Raw genomic sequence first — 23,301 nt, forward strand, 5'->3', positions numbered from 1 at the left:
GGGACTGACTTGTCGTTGCAAATAAATAAAACGTTTGTTTTCATTACGCTTAATTTTTTCAATCAACTCTTGTCTTTTAAGCCCCAAAACATCAGCAAGAGCGTACCAACGATTGATCTCCTTTAACCCACCTTCTTTGAAAATCCTGACCGGATCAGCCCATACAGCCTCGACGGGTACGCTTACTGCCAAAGGTTCTCCGTTTCTATCGGATATGATACCTCGAGCGGAATGAAGTGTTTTGGCTCTTATCGATCGCAAGTCGCCTTGCTTAATTAAGTTATCTGGTTCAATAATTTGAATATAGGCGATCCGACCAGCGAGCGCTGAGAATGCAAAAAAAATGACCAAGAGTACGAGATAAAAACGCCAACGAATTAATACCATTGAATCCTGATTATTTTTCTTTTTAACTGATGATTTTTTTTTCATGGCAGACTAATAACTACTTCTTTGTCAGAATCTGGCCTTTTCATTTCCAGCTCTTGCTTTGCAATGCTTTGAACACGACTGTGCTCAGCAAGGGAGGTTTCTTCGAGTAACAAATTACGCCACTCGTTATCAAGGCGCTCCCTTTCAATTAATGCGTGATCCTTTTCGGTTATTGACTGACGCGTATGGTGAGTCATGAACACAACTCCCATTGCAGTCGAAAAAATCAACACCAGCAAAATAAGAGGAATACGACCTGACTCCCATATATCAAGAACAATCATCTTTGCTAGATTATCAGACTGATTCTGCATATTCTTTATAACTTTTCAGCAATACGTAATACCGAGCTGCGTGAGCGAGTATTTTCATCAACTTCTTTCGAAGATGGCTTGATAGCCTTACCCACTGCTTTGAGGTTAGCACTGCCCAAGGCCTGAATTTGCTCTTCTGTTAATGGTATACCATGGGGAACTTGAGGGCCCTTGCTCTCTTTACGAATAAAATGTTTCACCATTCTGTCCTCTAAAGAGTGGAAACTGATAACCGATAATCTGCCCTTGGTGGCTAAAATGTTCACTGCACCTTTTAGTGCAGTGTCTATCTCATCTAACTCACTGTTGATATAGATGCGAAAGGCTTGGAACGCCCTTGTCGCAGGATGTTTTTTTTCTTTGAAACTCTTAGGTGCACTCTCAGAGATCAATTTTGCCAACTGGCCTGTTCTTGTTAAAGGAGGATTATCAGCATTCTCACGATATGCAACAATCGACTTTGCAATTCGTCTTGCGTGCTTATCTTCACCGAACTCGCGGATCACCCAGGTAATATCATCCAACTCTGCTTCTAGTAGCCATTGAGATACAGGTATGCCGGAAGATGGGTCCATACGCATATCAAGTGGACCATCCTTCATAAAGCTGAAGCCACGCTCAGCATCATCCAATTGTGGAGATGAAACACCAAGGTCAAGTAAAACGCCGTCAACTTTACCAACTAAATCATAAGTTTCAGCATAATCAGCGATCCCTGAAAATGGGCCATGGATAATACTAAATCTAGGGTCTTGAATTTTTTTTGCTTCCGCGATAGCTTGAGGATCTCTATCGATACTGAATAAACGCCCATTCTCACCTAGCTTTGATAAAATCGTTCGACTATGACCTCCTCGTCCAAACGTACCATCAATGTAAATACCATCAGGCTTTATCGATAACCCATCGATAGATTCGTTAAGGAGTACAGATATATGTTTCAGTGGTTCGGTCATAGTTTTCTCATTCGTCGGACACTCAAGCTAAATCAATCTTAAGTGTACTGGTTTAAACAATTATCGCTAGCGGTGTTTGCATCGGAATGATTGTTTTTTGCAAAGTTTAGTGGCTTGAAAATAAATTGGGTCAACTAAAAGCAAAAAACCCATCATAACAGTAAAGTTACGATGGGTCTTCGAAAAGGCGGAGTCGACATATAAGCCGGGTTCTGTTCCGCTTGCACGGTGGTAGCCATTCGTCTAGGCCAGCAATCGCTCACTGGCTCGAGCAACCTACCCGCCTCCTTACGCGAGCAACGCAATATGGAAGCCTATTTGGTCTTGCTCCGGGTGGAGTTTACCCTGCTACGGACTATTGCTAGCCGTCCGGTGCGCTCTTACCGCACCCTTTCACCCTTACCTGTGCTAAACGTCATAGAACGATAAGCCATCGGCGGTCTTCTCTCTGCTGCACTTGTCGTAGGCTTACGCCCCCCAGGCGTTACCTGGCACCCTGCTCTATGGAGCCCGGACTTTCCTCCCCTTCATCAGTCTCCATAAGGACATCAATGAAGCAGCGACTACCCAGTCAACTCCGAGGACGGATTCTATAGATTTATCTTTGCAGTGTCTAGCGAGATAGTTAAGTTCACACAAACTGCAGAGTAATTGCTTATATTCCGTTCAAATTGGCGATAACACACGTCCTTGTATCTTACTTTAAGATAGGTTTTCAAGTCCCCATTTATAAAGTGCGTTTTTCTTTGTCGAATAGAGTTCAGCGACCAATGCGGAAGCTTTCTTCAAGGGTAATTCTTTGCAGAGAAGAGTTAGAGCCCTTTTTTCTTCTTCGGAGATATCATTCACTGCAAGTGCTCGGTAACCGTGCACCAGTAATACCATCTCACCGCGTTGCTGATTTGGATCGGATTTCACCCAGTTTACCAACTCACCTAAAGGCATAGATTGAATGGTTTCGAAAGTTTTTGTCAGCTCTCTTGCAAGGGCAACTTCTCTATCGGGCCCAAGAATATCAAGCATGTCATTCAAGGAGTCTAAGATCCGATGAGGTGATTCATAAAATACACACGTTCTCTCTACCGTTGATATTTCGTTAAGTTTATCTTTACGGCCTTTACTTTTAGCAGGAAGAAACCCTTCAAAACTAAATCGATCAGAAGGCAAACCTGAAGCACACAATGCAGTAATAACTGCGCACGCGCCGGGAAGTGGCACAACTTTAACTCCCGCTTGACGACAATGATTGACAAGATGGTACCCTGGATCACTGATAAGTGGGGTTCCCGCGTCTGAAACTAACGCAATAGTCAATCCAGTTAACAATTTATCGACAAGTACTTGCGATTTTTGTTGTTCATTATGATCATGGAGTGCGTAGGTTTTGGTATTGATACCAAAATGGGATAACAATTTGCCAGTATGTCTTGTATCCTCTGCAGCTACAAGATCAACGCGAGACAGAACATCGAGTGCTCTTTGAGTAATATCACCTAAATTACCGATAGGTGTTGGAACAATATAAAGGGTTGGAGACTCTACAGGTAAAGTTTTGCTAACTGTCATTTGTTTACCATCACTACAACGATTAATATAGATACAATTTTTACGGAATAAATAAAAGAACTCATGGCTATGAAAAACCACAAGCGCAGTAGTATACCACGCCTAATGACTTCGATTGTACTTACGGCTACATTGGTTGCATGTTCTTCTGCACCGAAAGCTCCTAGAGCAATTGATATTACACTAGAACCTAATCAGGCGGTAGCTACATACCTAATGCGTGCGGACAGCAATCAGGGCGACATGCAGAATGATTGGTTAATCATGGCCCTTAAAGCGTCTGTTGAATCAAACAATACGCAGCAAGCTCAGAGAATATTTCAACGTTTACAAAGACAGAAGCTAAAGCCTAAGCAAAGCGCTCAAGTCCAGTTATCTTATGCAAAAATATTGCAACAAAAAGGATTAATTAAAGACGCTTTAGAAACGCTTAGTTTTTCATCTCAGTGGTCTCTAGAGGACAAAACTTGGCTTCAATACCATCAGTTAAGGGCTTCTCTTTTTCTTGAAATAGGAGATCAGTTTAATGCAGCAAAAGAGCTCACATCTGCTAGCCGCTTATTATCTGATTCAGACCAGCAAACCACCTCTCAAGAAGTTTGGAAAGATTTAAGTCAATACACGTTACAGGATTTAGAAAAATATCAACAAGAAGTTGATGAACCCATCATGAGTGCTTGGATAACACTAGCTATTGATTTCAAAAAATTATCCCATGATTTACCTACTCTTAAAACTGCGCTAAAACAATGGTTAATCGAAAACCCGCAGCATCCAGCTGCACTTTATACGCCTGAGTCCATCGAGACAATTTTAAATTTAGAAATAACACAACCGAAGAATATTGCTTTATTGTTACCCCTCACCGGAAAGTTTTCGAAACAAGCACAATTAATCCGTGATGGTTTTATCTTCGAGATGATGAATAGTAAGAACCCACATAGCGCCTCACTGACCGTCATAGACACAAATAAAACATCTGTTGAGAACCTAGAGCCCATCTTACTAGAGAAAAAGATTGATGCTGTTGTTGGTCCACTGCTTAAAGGAAATATTGAAAAGTTCCAAAATCTTCAGCAGAATCTAGCACAACCAATTACTACTTTGGCATTAAATATTCCAAAGCAATTCGATGACAAGATCGATATGTGCTTTTTAACACTGTCTCCAGAGCAAGAAGTTGCCCAAGCAGCAAGACATTTAGCTGAGCAGGGAGCTAAATATCCTATGATACTTGCTCCGAAAGGAACGCTTGGTGATCGCGTTGTAAATGCCTTCGAGAAAGAATGGAACAAACATAGTACTCATAAAGTTGCTATCAGTCTTTTTGGCGATAGAAATCAACTACAGAGGAACATCAACCAAATTTTTGGGCTTCAAGACAGTCAACAACAAATCGCACAAATGAGCAAAATGCTCAATATTCCGCTAGAAACTCAACCTCGTAGTCGTAGAGATATAGATGCGGTTTATATTGTCGCAAACAGCGCTGAAATAACACTCATCAAGCCTTTTATTGAAGTTGCGATCAATCCAGATACTGTTCCTCCAAAGCTGTATGCAAACTCTCGAAGTAATAATGGGCAACAGCAGTATGAAGACCTTAGTGGTGTCATGTTCAGTGATATCCCATTACTCTTGCGCCAAGATGATACAGCACGTCAAATAAATACACTTTGGCCAAACCACTCGAATGCAGAAATACGTCTTCAGGCTCTTGGGATGGATGCTTATCAACTTATCGAATATCTACCACAGATGAAACTAGTCTCCGACTACACACTTGATGGCAACACTGGACAGCTCACAATCGGAGAGCATTGCCTAATTTCAAGAGAGCTCAGCTGGACGCAATACATTGACAAAGAATAAGCGTAGAATTGGCGACACGTATGAAGTCCTTGCTCATCAATATCTAACAAAGCAAGGCTTGTCGCTAATAGAAAAAAACTTCTCAACCAAGGGTGGTGAGTTAGATCTTATTATGAAAGATTTAGACTGCATCATCTTTGTTGAAGTACGCTACCGTAAAAGTGCATATTTTGGTCATGCCGCAGAGACAGTGACGGCAAGTAAAATAAAAAAAATCGTGAAAGCCGCAAACATGTGGCTTTTAGAACATGGCTTATCGATACATTCAACCCAAGTCCGTTTTGATGTCATTGCAATACACGATAACGGACAACACATTGAATGGATTAAAAACGCAATAAATCAAGGATAAAGGATGCTAGATAGCATTAAAGACAGTTTTACTGAAAGTATTCAAATTCAAATTGCAGCAGCAGAGGCTCTTCCAGACGCGATTACTCACGCTGCACAAGCTATGGTTGCGAGTTTATTGAATGGCAATAAAATTTTATGCTGTGGTAATGGCGGCTCTTCTTCAAATGCTCAACAGTTCGTCTCATGCCTCTTAAATCGCTTTGAGACAGAAAGACCAAGCCTCCCTGCTATGGCTCTCACTGCAGATAACACCACCCTCACAGCTGTGGCGAATGACTATCATTATGAAGAGATATTCTCCAAGCAGGTTCGTGCGTTTGGTCAAACTGGTGATATTTTATTGGCACTATCGACCAGTGGGAATAGTAAAAATATTATCAAAGCCATGGAGGCCGCTGTAACAAGGGACATGACTATCATCGCTCTTACTGGCAAAGACGGGGGCGAAATGGCAGGTCTACTTGGCGAACATGATGTAGAGATCAGAATTCCCTCACACAGAACAGCACGTATTCATGAAGTTCATATGGTTACCTTACACTGCTTATGTGATTTGATCGATCAAGTTCTATTTCCGGCCCACGAGGAATAATTATGTGGATAACACGAACTGTAACCTTATTGAGTTGCCTATTTTTATTAAACGGGTGCGCTGGGCTTTTCGTGGCAGGCGCTGCTACAACGGTGGACGTTGCAACTGACACCCGAACAACACAAGAGATTTGGGACGACAACAATATAGAGTTTGAGATAGCAGGCATCAGTAATAAACCTCCATTTAGAGGGCACAGTCGAATCCACGCTAACTCATTTAGCGGCACTGTATTACTGATTGGGCAAGCAGATTCGGAACAGTTAAGCGAGGATATTGAAAAAAATGTCAGAGCGCTAAAAGGAGTGAAAAAAATCCACAATCAACTACGAATTAAGCAGCCAATTTCTTTTGGGCAAATAAGCAAAGATAGCTGGATTACCACAAAGGTTAAATCATCGCTACTGACTGATTCAGAACTAAATGGGATCAATATCAAAGTCATTACTGAGGATGGAGAGGTCTTTCTAATAGGTAAAGTGACTTCGAAGCAAGCAGATATCGCGAGTGAGATAGCGAGAAACATCTCTGGCGTCAAGCAAGTCATTAAGGCTTTCTACTAAAAAGCAGCGCTTAGGCGCTGCTTTTTTTACTTGACCACTCGTAAACTTGGCTTGCCTCGTGGACGTGGTGGCTCATCATCTGGGTCTTGGCTATCAGAGGCGTCTTCTACGTCAGAAGCTATAGAGATAGAGTTAGTGGCATTTTCTATGCCTTCAATATCTTCTTGCTCATATACCTCTTCAGGTTCAAACATTGTCCCTGCACCATTTTCACGAGCATAAATAGCTTGAACGGCATACATGGGCACGATGATAGAGTGAGGACGACCACTAAAACGGGCGTTAAACATTACCGCATCATTACCTAACTCTAAGTTTCCTACGGCTCTCGGGGCAACATTCAAAATAATCTGACCATCTTGAACAAATTCGAGCGGCACCTTAACTCCGGGTAAATCAGCAGACACAACCAAATGTGGCGTCAAGTCGTTATCCACCATCCACTCATAGAAAGCTCTGAGCATATAGGGACGTCGTGGTGTCATTTTCACAATATTCACTTCAGATGTTGAGTTAACGCGACAAACGCATTTCACGTTCTGCTTCGGTTAAAGAGGCCAAAAATGAATCTCTCTCGAACACACGATTCATATAAACCTTGAGCTCCTTCGAACCTGGACCAACTAGGTCAATACCCAATTGTGGTAGGCGCCAAAGTAGTGGAGCTAGGTAGCAGTCAATAAGGCTAAACTCTTCACTCATGAAATATTCATATTCCGCAAATATTGGACCGAGCGTTAAAAGATCATTGCGAAGTTTATTGCGTGCAGAGTCTGCTTCCTCAGCATTTCCTTTGATAACTTTTTCCGCCAGTGCGTACCAGTTTTTCTCGATACGATAAATCATTAGGCGGCTATTACCACGAGCAACAGGGTATACTGGCATAAGTGGAGGATGTGGGAAACGCTCGTCTAAATATTCCATGATGATCTTTGAATCATACAGAGCCAGTTCACGATCGACGAGTGTCGGAACCGTTTTGTAAGGATTTAATTCTATAAGCTCAGCAGGAAGATTTGCTTCGTCGACAAGCTCTACTTCAACACTGACACCTTTCTCTGCTAGAACGATACGTACCTGATGGCTATACATATCAGATGCACTTGAAAATAGAGTCATCACAGAACGTTTATTGGCAGCTACAGCCATGGAGCCCTCCAGCACAATCAAAAAATAAAAACAATGGAGGCTTAGCCTCCATTGTCTAGTTAACATTAGGAATTAGCACGGTATCCTAGCACATTTAGTGCACATCACGCCAATATTCTTTCTTCAGTAATACAACCACTATCGTAAAGATAACCAGAAAGCCCATCACCCACCAACCAATCGCATGGCGTTCAAGTTTGACTGGATCACCCGAATATTCAAGGAAATTGACTAAGTCTCGAATGGCATCGTCGTATTCTTCGGTGTTCAACTCTCCAGTGCCATCAGATTTAGTCCCTACAACTTTGGACACTTCTTCTCCATTTACAGTATGAGTCTCTACTATAGGGTTCGGAATACCTTGTAGCTCCTCTAGAACATGAGGCATGCCGACGTTAGGAAACACCACATTGTTGACACCAAATGGGCGACTGGGATCGACGTAAAAGGAACGTAAATAGGTGTATAACCAGTCGGTACCTCGAACTCGTGCGACCAAAGTAAGATCTGGAGGAGGAGCTCCAAACCATTTAGCCGCTGATTTTTCAGGCATGGCATTAAACATCAGGTCTCCGACCTTTGCTTCAGGATCAAGTAGTAGATTGCCTTTGATGAGATCATTCGGTACGCCAATATCGCGCGCTACTCTCTCATAGCGTTGGTATTGCATGGAATGACATCCAAAACAGTAGTTCACAAACAACTTGGCCCCATTTTGTAAAGATGCCTTATCACTAAGATCGTTATTCGCCTCATCAAGTGGTACATTCGCACCGGCGGCGAATGCCAGATTGGGCACGATAGCAAATAAAATTATTAGCCAGTTTTTCATTTGTAATTCACCCTTTCCGGTAGTGGTTTCGTCGCCTCGTTCTTACTGTAGAAATACAGTAATACGAAGAACATAAAATACGCTACGCTGAAAATCTGTGCTAACAAAGTGTACGTTGGTGTAGCAGGTAATGCACCTAACACTCCAAGCACTATAAAACTGATCGTAAACTGAATAATGTTAAAAATATGAAATTTACTACGATAACGATAAGATCGAACACGACATCTATCTAACCATGGGAGTACAAAGAGAACTACGATGGACGCCCCCATAGCAATAACGCCAAGTAACTTGTCAGGTACTGCACGCAAGATTGCATAAAACGGAGTGAAGTACCAAACTGGGGCAATGTGCTCCGGTGTCTTCAAAGGGTTAGCCGCTTCAAAGTTAGGTGGCTCTAAGAAATAGCCGCCCATTTCAGGGTTAAAAAACAGCACATAACAAAATAAAAACAGGAAGCCCGCAATGCCGATCAGATCTTTCACCGTTCCATAAGGATGGAATGGTATTGAATCTATAATGTCATATTTTTTAGTGTAGTCTTCATGAAATTTAAATTGAGGTTTGTACCCTTCACCCATTGATCCTTTGGGTAACTTGGTTTCGATACCATCAGGATTGTTCGATCCCACTTCATGCAAGGCGAGTACGTGTAATACGATAAGTAACAACAACACGATAGGCAATGCGATAACATGCAGAGCAAAGAAACGGTTAAGCGTAGCTCCGGATATAACGTAGTCACCACGGATCCACAAGGTGAGATCATCTCCAATCACTGGAATCGCACCAAACAGTGAAATAATGACCTGAGCTCCCCAGTAAGACATTTGTCCCCATGGAAGTAAATACCCCATGAAGGCTTCTGCCATCAAAACCAGAAATATCAGCATGCCAAAAATCCACAATAATTCACGCGGTTTTTTGTACGATCCGTATATAAGCCCACGGAACATATGTAAGTACACAACAACGAAGAATGCTGAAGCACCCGTAGAGTGCATGTAACGCAACAGCCATCCGTACTCAACATCGCGCATTATGTACTCGATAGATGCGAAAGCCCCTTCTCCAGATGGGACATAGTTCATTGTCAGCCATATGCCGGTAAGTATCTGATTAACTAATACAATCATGGCAAGTGAACCGAACAGATACCAAAAATTGAAATTTTTTGGCATCGGATATTCAGATAGGTGCTTTTTGTACGCATTCATCGCCGGAATGCGTTTTTCTATCCAATCAAGTAAAGCTTCCATTATGCTTCCTCCCCTTCCTCTACACCTATACGTATTTTACTATCACTTAGGTACATGTGCTTGGGAACAACGAGGTTTAATGGGGCAGGCACTCCCTGAAAGACGCGTCCTGCCATATCAAACTTAGAACCGTGACATGGGCAGAAAAAACCTGATTTCACGCCTTGAACCTGTTCACTAAAAGAATCGGGTAGGTAGGTGGGCGAACAACCTAGGTGAGTACATATGCCCACAGCAACGAAAAACTCTGCTTTAATCGATCGATATTCATTTTGTGCATATTTCGGTTGTTGCCCCTCTTGTGAGGCTGGATCTCGCAGTTGGTCATCGAGGGAATTAAGGCTATCAAGAACAGATTTCGCGCGACGAACAACCCAAACGGGCTTCCCTCGCCACTCAACCCTCATGATTTGGCCTTCCTCGAGTTTGCTAATGTCCACATCGACTGGTGCACCCGCAGCTTTCGCTTTTTCACTTGGGTTCCAAGACTTTATAAATGGAACGGCGACACCGAGAGCTCCTACACCGCCGACAACAGCAGTTGTCGCGGTCAAGAAACGTCTCCGACCGTTATTCAAAGGCACATTGCTCATCCAAACATTCTCCAGTTTGCTCCCTCTAGTTATTATTATTCCTATTAAAGAGCATGGCTAACGAAATACGAAATTAGTTGTATTTATATGACAATAAATGATAAATAAAACCCTACTTTTTGACAAGATAAAGCTACTTTTTTGTAACATTTGTCAAGTAAACCGCTCGTCATGTCACAAAAGCCTAGTAGGGGATTAGAGATAAAAATACTGGGGAAATTTGCGGAAAATTATAGGAATGGAAAAAACAAAGCCTGGTAAAAACCAGGCTTTGGTGACCACATTTCAGCCGAAACTGAACAAAAATCTTTCGAAGAAAGATTAACGCTTCGAGAACTGTGGACGACGACGTGCTTTACGTAGACCAACTTTCTTACGCTCAACACAACGAGCATCACGAGTAACATAACCCGCAGCACGTAGAGTTGGACGTAAAGACTCATCGTACTCCATAAGAGCACGAGTGATACCGTGACGAATAGCACCAGCTTGACCTGAGATACCGCCACCTTTAACAGTTACGTATAGATCAAGTTTTTCAGTCAATTCAACTAGCTCTAGAGGCTGTTTAACAACCATGCGAGACGTTGGACGACCAAAGTATTCATCAAGGCTACGCTTGTTGACTACAATGTTACCAGAACCTGGTTTAACAAAAACACGTGCAGCTGAGCTTTTGCGACGGCCAGTACCGTAGTATTGATTTTCTGCCATTTTCGAAATCCCCAATTAGATGTCTAGTACTTGTGGTTGCTGAGCAGCATGGTTGTGCTCAGAGCCTGCGTAAACTTTCAGCTTACGGTACATAGCACGGCCAAGAGGACCACGTGGTAGCATACCTTTAACTGCTAGCTCAAGAGCCATCTCAGGCTTACGATCAATAAGCTTTTCAAAGCTGATTGATTTTAGACCACCTGGGAATTCAGTGTGACGGTAGTAAATCTTACCTTTAGCCTTGTTACCAGTTACGGTAACTTTCTCAGCATTAACAACAACGATGTAATCGCCTGTATCAACGTGAGGAGTATATTCAGCTTTGTGTTTGCCACGTAGGCGAGATGCAATTTCACTTGCTAGACGACCAAGAGTTTTACCTTCAGCGTCTACAACGTACCAGTCACGTTTTACAGTTTCTGGTTTAGCAACGAAAGTTTTCATGCTAATAATAACCCGTTTAATAATTAAATTTACACTTAAAGGAGCCAAAGCTCCCACTGACTAAGAGTCCAGTCAACACCCCTTCGAGTGGTTGGCACTCTCGACCCGTTATGTCGAAGTATCTTCGATAAAAAAGTCTGCAGTAACGGTGGGTCGCGAGATTATAGAGAAGTCCGTTGAAAAAATCACCTTTTTTCGTCGTGATTTTGGATTTTTTTCTAAGTGAAATGGAATCTCTAAGCCAAATGTGCCCTCGCCAGATAATCATGGCTTTGCATTTCAACCAATCTAGAAATACAGCGTTTAAATTCGAACTCTAGTAATCCCCCTGAATAAAGCGATTCTAATGACGCCTCAGCAGAGATAATTAATTTCACATTCCTCTCATAGAATTCATCCACAAGAGCGATAAAGCGACGCGCAGCATCGTCGATCTCTTTTCCCATAACCGGAACATCAGCAAGCAGAACTGTGTGATATAGTCTCGATAATTCAATATAGTCATTCTGACTGCGAGCGGTTTGGCAAAGTTGTGCAAAAGTGGCATGCAACACATCGTCACAGGTCTCTATCACAGCGAGTTGCCTATGATTTACTTCAATAACGTTATCCGACGACTTACCTTCACCGACAAGCTGGCCATAATAGCGCTTCAAGTTTGTACGAGCGACTTCATCTAGAGGGTAGTGGAAGATTTCTGCCTGCTCTAACGTTCGCAATCGGTAATCAATCCCGCTGTCTACATTTATGACATCACAGTTTTGAAGAATAAGATCTATAGCAGGTAAAAACCGAGCTCTCTGCAAACCATTTCGATAAAGCTCATTGGGAGGAATATTAGAGGTCGCAACCAAAATCACCCCTCTTTTGAACAATGCCTGAAAGAGTGTTCCTAAAATCATCGCATCCGTTATATCGGAAACAAAAAATTCATCAAAACAGATAATATCCGTTTCATTACTGAATTTATCAGCAACAAGTTCCAGTGGATCATTTACCTCACCCAAACGATTCAATTCATCATGAACACGATACATAAAGCGATGAAAATGAACTCGCATTTTTCTTTGTGTAGGCAAAGCTGTGTAAAAAGTATCAACTAAATAGGTTTTTCCTCGACCAACTCCCCCCCAAAAATAAATACCTTTTGGCACCGACTTTTGTCGCTTTTTAGGGCTTTGAAACCACCGGCGCCACCCTATTTTAGAAGGTCTTGAGTTTGCTGAAAATTGCAGCAAATCATGAAAAAGTCTGTCTAAAGCTCTGACTGCTTTGAGCTGAGCCTCGTCTGTTTCAAAACCTCTTTCAGAGATATCTTTATGGTAGATTTCTAATGGTGTCATCATTTCTTTACCCGCTCAAAATGAGCACAAAACTTAGATACGAGTCGGTGTATTTTTCTTTATCGATGGATAAGCTCATAGTAACATGTCCGACCTGCATGTGTAACTTATCGGTAATATACATGTTAATTTTCAATAATAAGGAGTCATCATGCCTTGGATTTATGCCCTTTTAGGTTTACTTATTGGAATCGTACTTGGTTTGGTAGTTTCACGTTTATCAATGCCAAATAACCAAAAACAAAAAGATCTTCAAAAAGAATTAGATAAAACTCGATATCAGCTGGATCAGCAAAAACAAGACCTAACCGATCATTTTGCACAAACTGCTGAAATGCTTGATTCATTGGGCAAAGAATATACTAAACTCTATCAGCACATGTCCAAAACGTCTGCTGAATTACTGCCTTCTCTGCCTGAGCAAGATAATCCTTTTATGAAGAAAATCACGCAAAAGCCAAACAAAAATACCCCTCCCCAAAAAGAAATTTTTGAAGCCGAAGGCTACAACGTCCCCAAAGACTACGCTGCTGATGGAAGCTCAGATGAGACAAACTCAAACAACACGAGCGATGATCAACAAGACACTACGTCATCAAAAGCGTCATAATTTCAATCTATTTGAGGTGAACTTTATATTGGTTTTTAAGTCATAACATCTTACGGTGGCCTTTAAATTCTAGATTTAGGTACAAATACTAGAGTCGGTCTACTTCAATAACATTAGGAGTTTACGATGAAAAAACCTTTATTGGCACTAACTGTATTATCACTCAGCTTAAGCTCTATCGCTATCCCAACTCAAGCTGTTGCTGGTTTACCATTCTCCATAGGAGGAGAAGAGTTACCCAGTCTGGCTCCGATGCTAGAGAAAATCACGCCTGCCGTTGTCAGCATCGCAGTAGAAGGCACGCAAGTATCTAAGCAGCAGATCCCGGACCAATTTCGATTTTTCTTTGGTCCTAATTTCCCCTCAGAACAACTACAAGAGCGCCCTTTCAAAGGGTTGGGGTCGGGTGTCATCATTGATGCTCAAAAAGGTCATGTTGTTACCAATTATCACGTCATTAATGGTGCAGAAAAGATTCGTGTAAAATTGAGAGACGGGCGTGAATATAATGCTGAGCTGATTGGTGGCGATAAAATGTCAGATGTCGCTCTATTAAAGCTCGAAAAATCGAAAAACCTTACTGAAATAAAAATTGCTGATTCCGATCAACTTAAGGTGGGTGATTTTACGGTCGCCATTGGTAACCCATTTGGTCTCGGCCAAACCGTCACTTCAGGAATCGTTTCGGCCCTCGGTCGCAGTGGATTAAATCTAGAAAACTTTGAAAACTTTATCCAGACAGATGCTGCCATCAATAGTGGCAACTCTGGCGGTGCATTGGTAAACCTAAAAGGTGAGTTGATAGGCATTAACACCGCAATCCTCGGCCCCAACGGCGGCAACGTTGGTATTGGATTTGCCATACCATCTAACATGATGACCAATCTTACTAACCAAATCCTTGAATTTGGTGAAGTAAAACGAGGCATGCTGGGAGTCCAAGGTGGAGAAGTCACCTCAGAGCTTGCAGAAGCACTGGGCTATGAATCCAGCAAAGGAGCTTTTGTTAGCCAAGTAGTACCAGATAGCGCAGCAGATAAAGCTGGGTTGGAAGCAGGTGATGTTATCGTTTCAATAAATGGCAAAAAAATTAATACATTTAGTGAGCTACGTGCAAAAGTTGCAACTCTTGGAGCTGGCAAGACTGTCACTCTAGGCGTTGTACGAGACGGTGATACAAAATCATTTAAAGTCACTTTAGGCGAACAAAAAGATGTCAAGACGAGCGCAGATAAAATGCACGAAGGTCTCTCGGGAGCCGAACTTACCAATACAAATCCAAGTGACAAAGTACAAGGTGTCAAAGTAACTTCGGTTAAAGCAGGCTCGAAGGCTGAGTCTTACCAGCTACAAACAGACGATATTATTATTGGCGTCAACCGTAAGCGTGTTAAAAACCTTGGGGAGTTTAGAAGTGTTATTGAAAAACAACCTGGTGTGCTTGCTCTAAATATACAACGCGGCGATCGCAGCATCTATCTTGTCATACGGTAAGTTTTATTGATAAGCCGCAATATCAAAATAGGACAGCAATAACGCTGTCCTTTTATTAGTCACATATCTAATGGTATCCTCTTTGTAATCACGACCTATATTTGGGACCGAAAAAACATGTTACCTTTTCTGCTGCGCTCCACTGCGCTAGGTGTAGCGACAGCCATCATATTGCTATTCGCTGTTCCCTCTCTTCGCTCTGATGTGTTTAATCAGCCTACTCAAAATGCTGTAAATGATTACTCTGAGCTTCAAGTTTCTTTTAATAGCGCGGTAAGAAAAGCATCTCCTGCAGTTGTTAATATATACAGCCGTAAATACCAAGAAAATAATCGCTCAAAGCTCCAAACTCAAGGCCTAGGATCAGGGGTTATTGTCAGTGAGAAAGGCTATATCATTACTAATTTCCATGTCGTCGCCCAAGCCGACCAAATCGTTGTCGCTTTACAGGATGGTCGTATTGCGGCTGCGCAATTGGTTGGTAAAGATCGAAGAACGGACATTGCTATCTTAAGAATTGACGGTGATAACTTACCTGTTATCCCACTCAACTCTTCCTATGCGCCAAAAGTGGGTGATATTGTTCTAGCGATAGGTAACCCCTACAATTTAGGACAAACTACTACATTTGGAATCATCTCTGCAACTGGACGCTCTTCCATCAGTGCAGATAGACATCAAGCTTTTATTCAAACCGATGCCGCCATCAATGAAGGGAACTCTGGAGGCGCTCTTGTCAACACCAAAGGAGAGCTTGTTGGCATCAACACAGCCTCTTTCCAACAAGCAACAGAGCTAGAAACTTATGGCATTTCTTTTGCTATTCCCTATGCACTTGCCGATAAGATCATGAAAAAGATAATCGCAGATGGCAGAGTTATTCGGGGTTACATTGGAATTGATGGGCAAGATATAAACTCCGTCGCTTCACGCCTTCTCAACCGAGACCAAATTGGTGGCATCGTTGTTCTTGGCGTCGATCCAAATGGTCCAGCTGCTGAAGCTGGCTTTAAAGAGCAAGACATCATACTGGGTATTGATGGTAAAAAAGTTAACGGTCGCCAGAGTGTCCTAGACCTTGTTACGGAGCTGCGCCCTGGTACCAAAGTTAATATCGACATATTACGTAAAGGGGAAAAGAAAACCTTAGAGGTGACGATTAAGGAAGATACCCGCATCTAGAAAAAAGCCATGCATATATGCATGGCTTTTGCTTTTAGTCTTCTTGCTCAATATCAATGCGAGTGACTCGCTGCAATCCTCGTGGTAATAAACCACCGCGACGCCCCCTTTCGCCTCTGAAGCTATCAAGGTCTGATTCTTTTAGCCCTAATTTACGCTTACCAGCGTACAGTGTCACTGTGCGCCCTTTGGGAAGTGCTATTAGATGGGAAACAAACTCATCACGAGATTTCGCTTTCGCTGCTGGGATATTGATAATCTTATTTCCTTTTCCCTTTCCAAGCTGTGGTAAGTCTTTAATTGGGAAAAGTAGCATCCGTCCTTGATTAGTTACCGCAAGAATTTCGTCTGAATCCAAATGACCAATCGCATAAGGTGGAAGTACCTCTGAACTCTCTGGCAGATTGACTAACGCCTTGCCGCTCTTACTCTTCGATAATAAGTCTGAACCTTTACACACAAAACCATAACCGGCATCAGACCCGACTAACCAAAGCTGCTCTTCTTCACCCATAACGAGATGGCGAATATTACTTCCTGAACTGATATTTAACCGTCCAGTTATCGGTTCTCCCTGACTTCGAGCGGAAGGTAACGAATGTGACTCAAGAGAGTAGCTCCGGCCATCACTGCCCAGCAGCACTACAGGCTGGCTGCTCTTGCCTCTAGCGTGTGCCAGATATTTATCACCTGACTTATAGTTGAGTGTGGCGGGATCTAGCTCGTGTCCCTTAGCGTGGCGCACCCACCCTTTATCAGAGAGGACCACGGTAATAGGTTCACTCGGAACTAAATCGCGTTCTGTAAGCGCTTTGGCCTCTTCCCTTTCAATAAGAGGTGAACGACGATCATCGCCATATTTTTCCGCATCCGCTTCTATTTCTTTCTTAAGTAATGTGTTTAGCCTTCGTTCAGAACCGAGTAAGGTTTCGAGTTTTTTACGCTCTTTTTCTAACTCCTCTTGCTCGCCTCGAATTTTCATTTCTTCCAACTTAGCTAAATGTCTAAGTTTGGTATCAAGAATCGCGTCAGCCTGAATCTCTGTTAAGCCAAAGCGGGACATTAATTCCGCTTTCGGTTCATCTTCATTACGTATGATCTCGATAACTTCGTCGAGGTTTAGATAAGCAACCAACAAACCCTCAAGTACATGCAAGCGGGCTAAAACCTTATCTAAACGATATTGAAGCCGCCTTCTCACTGTCGCGCGTCGGTACTCAATCCATTCAGCAAGAATCTGCACTAACCCTTTCACTTGAGGGCGATTATCTAAGCCAATCATATTCAGATTAACTCGGTAATTCTTCTCTAAGTCTGTTGATGCAAAAAGGTGATTCATTAACTGATCACAGTCGATCCGATTGGAGCGCGGAACAATCACAATTCTCGTGGGGTTTTCATGGTCAGACTCATCACGTAAATCATCAACCATAGGCAGCTTTTTAGCTCGCATCTGGTTAGCGATCTGCTCAAGTAATTTAGCGCCAGAAACTTGGTGGGGAAGCGCTGTGATGATGATTTCAGGCCCTTCTTTTTTCCAAACAGCACGCATTTTTATACTACCGCGTCCCGTTCGGTACATTTTTTCAAGTTCTGCCTTTGGAGAAATGATCTCAGCCTCAGTTGGATAGTCCGGCCCTTGAACAAATTCCATCACATCTGACAGTTCTGATTTAGGATTATCGATAAGATGAATTGCAGCTTTAGCAACTTCACGAACGTTGTGTGGAGGAATATCGGTTGCCATACCCACAGCGATACCAGTTACCCCGTTGAGAAGAATATGTGGTAACCGTGCTGGCAACATTTGTGGTTCTTTCATCGTACCATCAAAGTTCGGTTGCCATTCAACCGTACCTTGACCTAACTCCCCTAGGAGAACCTCTGCAAATTTTGACAATTTCGCTTCAGTGTAACGCATAGCAGCAAAAGACTTAGGGTCATCTGGAGCCCCCCAGTTTCCCTGTCCATCAACAAGAGGATAACGATAGGAAAAAGGCTGAGCCATGAGAACCATTGCCTCATAACATGCTGAATCTCCATGAGGATGATATTTACCGAGTACATCACCAACGGTGCGAGCCGATTTTTTATATTTCGCTGCTGCAGATAAACCCAGCTCTGACATCGCATAAATAATACGCCTCTGAACGGGCTTCAAACCGTCCCCAATATAGGGTAACGCACGATCCATAATGACGTACATGGAGTAGTTTAAGTAGGCGTCTTCAGTAAATTTGCGCATCGGCAACTGTTCTACGCCATCATAAGTTATTTCATTAGACATACTTTAAACCTCTGCCATATCGCCGTTGGCCTGCAACCAAGAACGACGGTCGTCCGCGCGCTTTTTACCCAGCAACATGTCCATCATCTCTATGGTAGACTCTCTATCGTCTATCGTTAATTGAACCAATCGACGAGTGTTTGGATCCATCGTGGTTTCTCGTAACTGCAGAGGATTCATTTCCCCGAGCCCTTTAAACCTCTGAACATTTATCTTCGCTTTTTTCTTAGATAAACGTTCTAAGACGCCTTCTTTTTCATCGTCATCTAGAGCATAAAAAACCTCTTTCCCACAGTCGATTCGATAAAGAGGAGGCATCGCAACGTAGATATGACCAGCTTCGACAAGAGCTCGGAAGTGCTTAGTGAATAGAGCGCACAGCAAAGTGGCGATGTGTAGTCCATCAGAGTCAGCGTCCGCTAAAATACAAATTTTTCCATAACGGAGACCACTTAAGTCATCATTGTCAGGGTCGATACCAAGTGCGACCGAAATATCATGAACTTCTTGAGAAGCAAGCACCTGATCAGCAGACACTTCCCAGGTGTTTAAGATTTTCCCTCTAAGAGGCATAACCGCCTGAAATTCTCTGTCTCGAGCTTGCTTCGCACTGCCTCCAGCAGAGTCTCCCTCAACAAAAAATATTTCTGTCCGATTTAAGTCCTGCACCGAGCAATCAGTTAACTTCCCAGGCAATGCTGGGCCAGAGGCTACTTTTTTTCGCACCACTTTCTTGCTCGCTCGCATACGTCGATGAGCGTTTGCAATACAAACTTCAGCGAGTTGTTCCGCAAGTTGTGGAGTTTCGTTTAACCAAAGACTGAATGCATCTTTCACCACGCCCGAGACAAAGGCTGCCGTTTGTCTGGAAGACAATCTCTCTTTGGTTTGGCCAGCAAACTGAGGATCCTGCATTTTTACCGATAATACGTACGAGCAACGATCGAAAATATCATCCCCCGTCAACTTGACTCCCCGAGGGAGTAAGTTTCTAAACTCGCAGAACTCCCGCATAGCATCCAACAGGCCCTGGCGAAGGCCATTAACATGTGTTCCGCCTTGTTTGGTCGGAACAAGGTTAACATAGCTCTCGGTGATCATTTCGCCGCCTTCAGGCTGCCAAATCACAGCCCAAGTCGCCATTTCTGATTCGGCGCTGAAACTGCCAATATACGGCAGGTCTGGTAGGACCTCGTAACCTTTCACACCTTCAGCCAAGTAATCTTTTAAGCCGTCTTCATAAAACCACTTGTGCTCTTCGTTATTGACCTTATCACTGAAGATAATTTCAAGCCCGGGGCAGAGTACGGCTTTGGCACGTAAGTTATTAACCAAACGCAGGCTGGAGAATTTTGGGCTATCGAAGTATTTAGCATCAGGCCAAAAGTGCACTGATGTACCAGTATTACGCATACCACACGTCCCTGTCACCGACAGTTCTGTTACTGCGTCTCCACCTTCAAAAGCAATTTCATGAACTTGCCCGTCACGCTTCACTGTCACCTCAACACGTCGAGATAACGCGTTTACGACAGAGATACCTACACCGTGCAAACCACCGGAAAATTTATAGTTATCATTGGAAAACTTACCACCAGCGTGCAGTTTCGTCATGATAAGCTCTACACCAGAAATCCCTTTTTCGGGGTGGATATCGACAGGCATACCACGCCCGTCATCAACCACTTCTAGAGACTGATCTTCGTGGAGGATAACTCTTATTTTCTTAGCATGACCAGCTAAGGCCTCATCAACTGAGTTATCAATAACTTCTTGCGCAAGATGGTTTGGGCGCTCAGTTTCGGTATACATACCAGGGCGATGCCGCACCGGATCCAGACCTTCAAGAACCGATAGGTCTTTCGCATTATACTGTTCATTCATAATACGGTTAATCTTATATAAAGAATAAAAGAAGTGGTTAGGTGCTACTAAATCACCGAGTGCCACTTTCCAAGATGATAAGCTGCACTATAGCAGCTTTTCGAATTTGAGATAAACATACTCTGGAACCCACCCGATTATGTCAAGTGTGATGTCGAAGCGACTCACAAATTTATGATTACATCCTCAACCATGACTAGAGCTGGAGAAAATCGATGATTTCAGGTGGGTAACGTTCAAAATCAACAAAGCTATGATCACCACCTTGCTCAACGTTCTGTTTCGCATTTACAAAATATTGAACTGCTTGACGGTAATTTAAGATTTCATCGCCCGTCTGCTGAAGCAACCAAAAATCCTCTGGCGCCTTGAGAACGGCAGTATCAAGTGCTTTTAACTCATCGATATGATGGGGCTCAAGAATATAATGATGACCGCTATACGGATTCTTTTGTGGTCCCAAGTAATCAACCAATAGTTCATAGGGCTTAATCGCGGGATTAACCACAACAGCCTTCAAACCATAAAGTGAATTAAGCCATATCGCTAAGTATCCTCCCAGCGAGCTCCCAACCATACCTATATTGAATTCATCCATATGGGACTCAACAATTTCAGCTAGCATCTGTGCCGCCTCTTGAGGAAAGCTGGGTAAAGACGGAGAGATCAGTTTGATATCAGGTCTTGATTGCTCACAAAAAGAACGCATTACGCTTGCTTTGTGAGATAGCGACGAGCTATTAAAGCCATGAATATAAAGAAGTAATGGACGTTTTTTCACGATATTTAATAGCCTGTCGAATTAAAGTTAGGCTGAAATTGCCCTTGGGTAAGGCGTCTCACCGACGTAGACAAATCACCATTATTACGCAGTGTAATTTGACGCCATCCAGGTGACAATGCATCTAAAGCGAATGTATCGCTATTGGGTTTAAATTGCACGCAGGTAGAGGGAGTGGCAAGTACTCTTACATTATGACAGTAAACATCAACTTCCTGATGAACATGGCCGCAAATAATACCTTTAACGTTTGGATATTTGCTCACTCGCTTCCAGAAGTCATCACTGTTCTTCAATGTATGCTGATCTAACCACTGACTCCCGACAAGAACAGGAGGATGATGAAGTAAAACTAGAGAATAGCGCTCCGGACTTGCGCTTAATTTTTCCTCAAGTAATTCCAACTGCTCTTCAGCCAAATGTCCATAGGGTACACCTACAACCTGTGAGTCCAATAAGATCATCTGCCAATGATCACCGAGGAGAACATGAGTACTCTGTTTAACTTGTCTTGAAGGAAGTAACGCTTCCATACTGGGCTTAAAATCATGGTTACCAGGTAACCAAAAACAGTGTTGTTTCAGTGGTATAATATGTTCTTCAAAGAGCTCATACGACTTTGCACTATGATCTTGCGAAATATCACCTGTTGAAAGAATTACATCAAAGCTCGAATTCTGGTTCATTACGCCATTTATGACCGCTTTGAAGCTGTCCAAAGTATTGACGCTCAGTAAGCTACCATCAACATCTCCGAACAGGTGAGTGTCCGTAATATGGAGAAGTTCTATAGCGTCTTCTAATGAGGAACGTGGCATTACTTTCAAAACATAAAACCTAAATATTTAATGGGGCTCTACTGATACCTTGCTTCAAACAAAATGACAGCCAGTCTCCTAAGAAACGATTTATCTGTAGCTTCTCATCCTGTTGTAGCATTTTTTTATTTGGATAACTATAGCGTGCGTCTATACGTGTCAAATGCTCACAACGACATACTTCTGCGACCCGTGCGTCATGATAGAGCCTGACAGACATCCTAGGTAATGGGAACACCGGAACGTCATCACTTTGACAAATATCGATTAAAGTTGTGTACTTTGTGACTTCTGACACGCGCAGTTGATAGCTGATACCAGAAGCTTGATAACACCGAACATCGCCCACACTCGGCCGACAAGGGGACAAAGCATTAAGCTTTGCATAATTCGTTTCATACAATCTCATCAAGTCTGACAGATCGACATGGTAATTATTGTTTACTACTTGCGCCATTCTACCTTCAACCGCTGATGATTTAATTCGAGCCACTGTAAAGCGATAATTGATGCACCATTTTGAATAACCCCTTCCTCTATCCAGTGATACGCTTGCGCTCGATCTACAACGAGAACATTAATATCCTCTCCTTCATAGTCTAAACCATGAATGCCTTTCGCAGTAAGTGCATCGACTTGTCCGACAAAAACATCCAATTTTTCTGAACAGCCACCGGGAGATGGATAATAAGACGTGAGTTTTTTAACGCAGCCTAAATCAATCCCTGCTTCTTCCCTCGCTTCGCGGCGAATCACATCCTCCGAAGATTCATCGAGGTCTATCATTCCAGCAATAATTTCAAGTTGCCAGGGACACGCGTGCTCTACAGCACCAACACGAATTTGTTCAATAAGCACTACTTGATCAGTTTCAGGATCATAAGGAAGCACTGAAGCTGCATCCCCACGCTCTAGAAGTTCGCGTTCAAGGTTTGCACTCCACCCACCTGCGAACAACTTATGCCTGAAGCAATATTTTATGACAGAAAAGAAGCCGTTATATAATCTCTCTTTTGAGATTATTTCCACATCTTGTGGACTAAACTTTGGTTTGTACTTACCAGACTGTTGCATTCGTAACCTCTTTGAGTGAACCTAACAGTTTACGCAGACAAAGCATAACGTCCAAGTATAGATATCAACTTTTTCTATAAAACTTAAAAATTTAGTTAAGTAAATACCTATTACCCCTTTAAATTGCGAGAGTAAAACGTAAAAATTTACAAACTTCTTGAGTGAATAAACAGCATTTAGGTTAC

24 protein-coding genes, 1 other RNA gene and 1 pseudogene are annotated in these 23,301 nt (G+C 42.7%); 7 read left to right on the forward strand and 19 right to left on the reverse strand.

Translation table 11 applies throughout. The features are described from left to right. The 5 genes and pseudogenes from RH40_RS19390 to rsmI form a co-directional block, all read right to left on the reverse strand. A pseudogene (locus RH40_RS19390) lies at positions 1-432 on the reverse strand (peptidoglycan glycosyltransferase FtsI); the annotation flags it as partial. Further along, on the reverse strand, positions 429-746 hold the full coding sequence (gene ftsL / locus RH40_RS19395; RefSeq protein ID WP_009603421.1) for a cell division protein FtsL: 318 nt from the start codon (positions 744-746) through the stop codon (positions 429-431). The pseudogene RH40_RS19390 and the gene ftsL, both read right to left, overlap by 4 nt. Positions 747-751: 5 nt before the next feature. Next, on the reverse strand, positions 752-1,702 hold the full coding sequence (gene rsmH / locus RH40_RS19400; protein ID WP_009603422.1) for a 16S rRNA (cytosine(1402)-N(4))-methyltransferase RsmH: 951 nt from the start codon (positions 1,700-1,702) through the stop codon (positions 752-754). Between the two features lie 185 nt (positions 1,703-1,887). Then, an RNA gene (gene rnpB, locus RH40_RS20175) (RNase P RNA component class A) lies at positions 1,888-2,281 on the reverse strand. Positions 2,282-2,404: 123 nt separating this feature from the next. Further along, positions 2,405-3,268 carry a 16S rRNA (cytidine(1402)-2'-O)-methyltransferase gene (gene rsmI / locus RH40_RS19405; RefSeq protein WP_009603423.1) on the reverse strand — a complete coding sequence of 288 codons (864 nt, stop codon included), beginning with the start codon at positions 3,266-3,268 and terminating at the stop codon, positions 2,405-2,407. 69 nt (positions 3,269-3,337) lie between these two features. Here rsmI and RH40_RS19410 point away from each other — a divergent pair, with 69 nt between their 5' ends. The 4 genes from RH40_RS19410 to RH40_RS19425 are packed head-to-tail and all read left to right on the forward strand — an operon-like array spanning position 3,338 to position 6,649. Then, complete coding sequence (locus RH40_RS19410) at positions 3,338-5,140, forward strand: penicillin-binding protein activator (RefSeq protein WP_009603424.1); 1,803 nt, start codon at positions 3,338-3,340, stop codon at positions 5,138-5,140. Continuing rightward, positions 5,127-5,492 (forward strand): YraN family protein, encoded by a 366-nt coding sequence (locus RH40_RS19415; RefSeq protein WP_009603425.1) that lies wholly within the window; start codon positions 5,127-5,129, stop codon positions 5,490-5,492. The genes RH40_RS19410 and RH40_RS19415 overlap by 14 nt, the downstream gene beginning before the upstream one ends. A gap of 3 nt (positions 5,493-5,495) precedes the next feature. Next, on the forward strand, positions 5,496-6,086 hold the full coding sequence (locus RH40_RS19420; RefSeq protein WP_009603426.1) for a phosphoheptose isomerase: 591 nt from the start codon (positions 5,496-5,498) through the stop codon (positions 6,084-6,086). Between the two features lie 2 nt (positions 6,087-6,088). Then, positions 6,089-6,649, forward strand: coding sequence for a BON domain-containing protein (locus RH40_RS19425; protein ID WP_009603427.1), 561 nt, complete (start codon positions 6,089-6,091; stop codon positions 6,647-6,649). A 26-nt stretch (positions 6,650-6,675) separates the two neighbouring features. Here RH40_RS19425 and sspB read toward each other — a convergent pair whose 3' ends face one another. From sspB to zapE, 8 genes are all read right to left on the reverse strand, one after another. Continuing rightward, on the reverse strand, positions 6,676-7,149 hold the full coding sequence (gene sspB / locus RH40_RS19430) for a ClpXP protease specificity-enhancing factor (RefSeq protein WP_009603428.1): 474 nt from the start codon (positions 7,147-7,149) through the stop codon (positions 6,676-6,678). A gap of 13 nt (positions 7,150-7,162) precedes the next feature. Beyond that, a complete protein-coding gene (gene sspA, locus RH40_RS19435) occupies positions 7,163-7,798 on the reverse strand; it encodes a stringent starvation protein SspA (protein ID WP_009603429.1) in 636 nt (211 codons plus the stop codon). A 94-nt stretch (positions 7,799-7,892) separates the two neighbouring features. Beyond that, positions 7,893-8,630 (reverse strand): cytochrome c1, encoded by a 738-nt coding sequence (locus tag RH40_RS19440; protein WP_009603430.1) that lies wholly within the window; start codon positions 8,628-8,630, stop codon positions 7,893-7,895. Then, entirely contained in the window at positions 8,627-9,892 is a 1,266-nt protein-coding gene (locus tag RH40_RS19445) for a cytochrome b (protein ID WP_009603431.1), read from the reverse strand. Before RH40_RS19445 ends, RH40_RS19440 begins: the two co-directional genes overlap by 4 nt. Next, on the reverse strand, positions 9,892-10,485 hold the full coding sequence (gene petA, locus RH40_RS19450) for a ubiquinol-cytochrome c reductase iron-sulfur subunit (protein WP_009603432.1): 594 nt from the start codon (positions 10,483-10,485) through the stop codon (positions 9,892-9,894). Before petA ends, RH40_RS19445 begins: the two co-directional genes overlap by 1 nt. Positions 10,486-10,806: 321 nt before the next feature. Continuing rightward, complete coding sequence (gene rpsI, locus RH40_RS19455; protein WP_009603433.1) at positions 10,807-11,199, reverse strand: 30S ribosomal protein S9; 393 nt, start codon at positions 11,197-11,199, stop codon at positions 10,807-10,809. A 15-nt stretch (positions 11,200-11,214) separates the two neighbouring features. Next, entirely contained in the window at positions 11,215-11,643 is a 429-nt protein-coding gene (rplM, locus tag RH40_RS19460) for a 50S ribosomal protein L13 (RefSeq protein WP_009603434.1), read from the reverse strand. A gap of 236 nt (positions 11,644-11,879) precedes the next feature. Then, positions 11,880-12,989 carry a cell division protein ZapE gene (zapE, locus tag RH40_RS19465; RefSeq protein ID WP_422636329.1) on the reverse strand — a complete coding sequence of 370 codons (1,110 nt, stop codon included), beginning with the start codon at positions 12,987-12,989 and terminating at the stop codon, positions 11,880-11,882. Between the two features lie 148 nt (positions 12,990-13,137). Between zapE and zapG the strand changes: the two genes are divergently transcribed. The 3 genes from zapG (at position 13,138) to degS (ending at position 16,272) form a co-directional block, all read left to right on the forward strand. After that, positions 13,138-13,596 (forward strand): Z-ring associated protein ZapG, encoded by a 459-nt coding sequence (gene zapG, locus RH40_RS19470; protein WP_009603436.1) that lies wholly within the window; start codon positions 13,138-13,140, stop codon positions 13,594-13,596. A 126-nt stretch (positions 13,597-13,722) separates the two neighbouring features. Further along, positions 13,723-15,090 (forward strand): DegQ family serine endoprotease, encoded by a 1,368-nt coding sequence (locus RH40_RS19475; RefSeq protein WP_009603437.1) that lies wholly within the window; start codon positions 13,723-13,725, stop codon positions 15,088-15,090. A gap of 117 nt (positions 15,091-15,207) precedes the next feature. Then, complete coding sequence (gene degS, locus RH40_RS19480) at positions 15,208-16,272, forward strand: outer membrane-stress sensor serine endopeptidase DegS (protein WP_009603438.1); 1,065 nt, start codon at positions 15,208-15,210, stop codon at positions 16,270-16,272. Between the two features lie 34 nt (positions 16,273-16,306). Here the strand turns inward: degS and parC are convergent, their stop codons facing one another. The 6 genes from parC to nudF form a co-directional block, all read right to left on the reverse strand. Next, positions 16,307-18,559, reverse strand: coding sequence for a DNA topoisomerase IV subunit A (gene parC / locus RH40_RS19485; RefSeq protein WP_009603439.1), 2,253 nt, complete (start codon positions 18,557-18,559; stop codon positions 16,307-16,309). 3 nt (positions 18,560-18,562) lie between these two features. Beyond that, on the reverse strand, positions 18,563-20,443 hold the full coding sequence (gene parE, locus RH40_RS19490) for a DNA topoisomerase IV subunit B (protein WP_009603440.1): 1,881 nt from the start codon (positions 20,441-20,443) through the stop codon (positions 18,563-18,565). Positions 20,444-20,639: 196 nt separating this feature from the next. Then, positions 20,640-21,224 (reverse strand): esterase YqiA, encoded by a 585-nt coding sequence (yqiA, locus tag RH40_RS19495; RefSeq protein WP_039955064.1) that lies wholly within the window; start codon positions 21,222-21,224, stop codon positions 20,640-20,642. 5 nt (positions 21,225-21,229) lie between these two features. After that, positions 21,230-22,051, reverse strand: a complete 822-nt coding sequence (gene cpdA / locus RH40_RS19500; protein ID WP_009603442.1) for a 3',5'-cyclic-AMP phosphodiesterase — start codon at positions 22,049-22,051, stop codon at positions 21,230-21,232. 10 nt (positions 22,052-22,061) lie between these two features. Continuing rightward, positions 22,062-22,499: a DUF1249 family protein gene (locus RH40_RS19505; RefSeq protein ID WP_009603443.1), complete on the reverse strand. Its 438-nt coding sequence runs from the start codon at positions 22,497-22,499 to the stop codon at positions 22,062-22,064. Further along, a complete protein-coding gene (nudF, locus tag RH40_RS19510) occupies positions 22,487-23,116 on the reverse strand; it encodes an ADP-ribose diphosphatase (RefSeq protein WP_009603444.1) in 630 nt (209 codons plus the stop codon). Before nudF ends, RH40_RS19505 begins: the two co-directional genes overlap by 13 nt. Positions 23,117-23,301 lie beyond the last annotated feature (185 nt).

This window comes from Vibrio caribbeanicus ATCC BAA-2122 (assembly GCF_000165125.1).
GTDB lineage: Bacteria > Pseudomonadota > Gammaproteobacteria > Enterobacterales > Vibrionaceae > Vibrio > Vibrio caribbeanicus.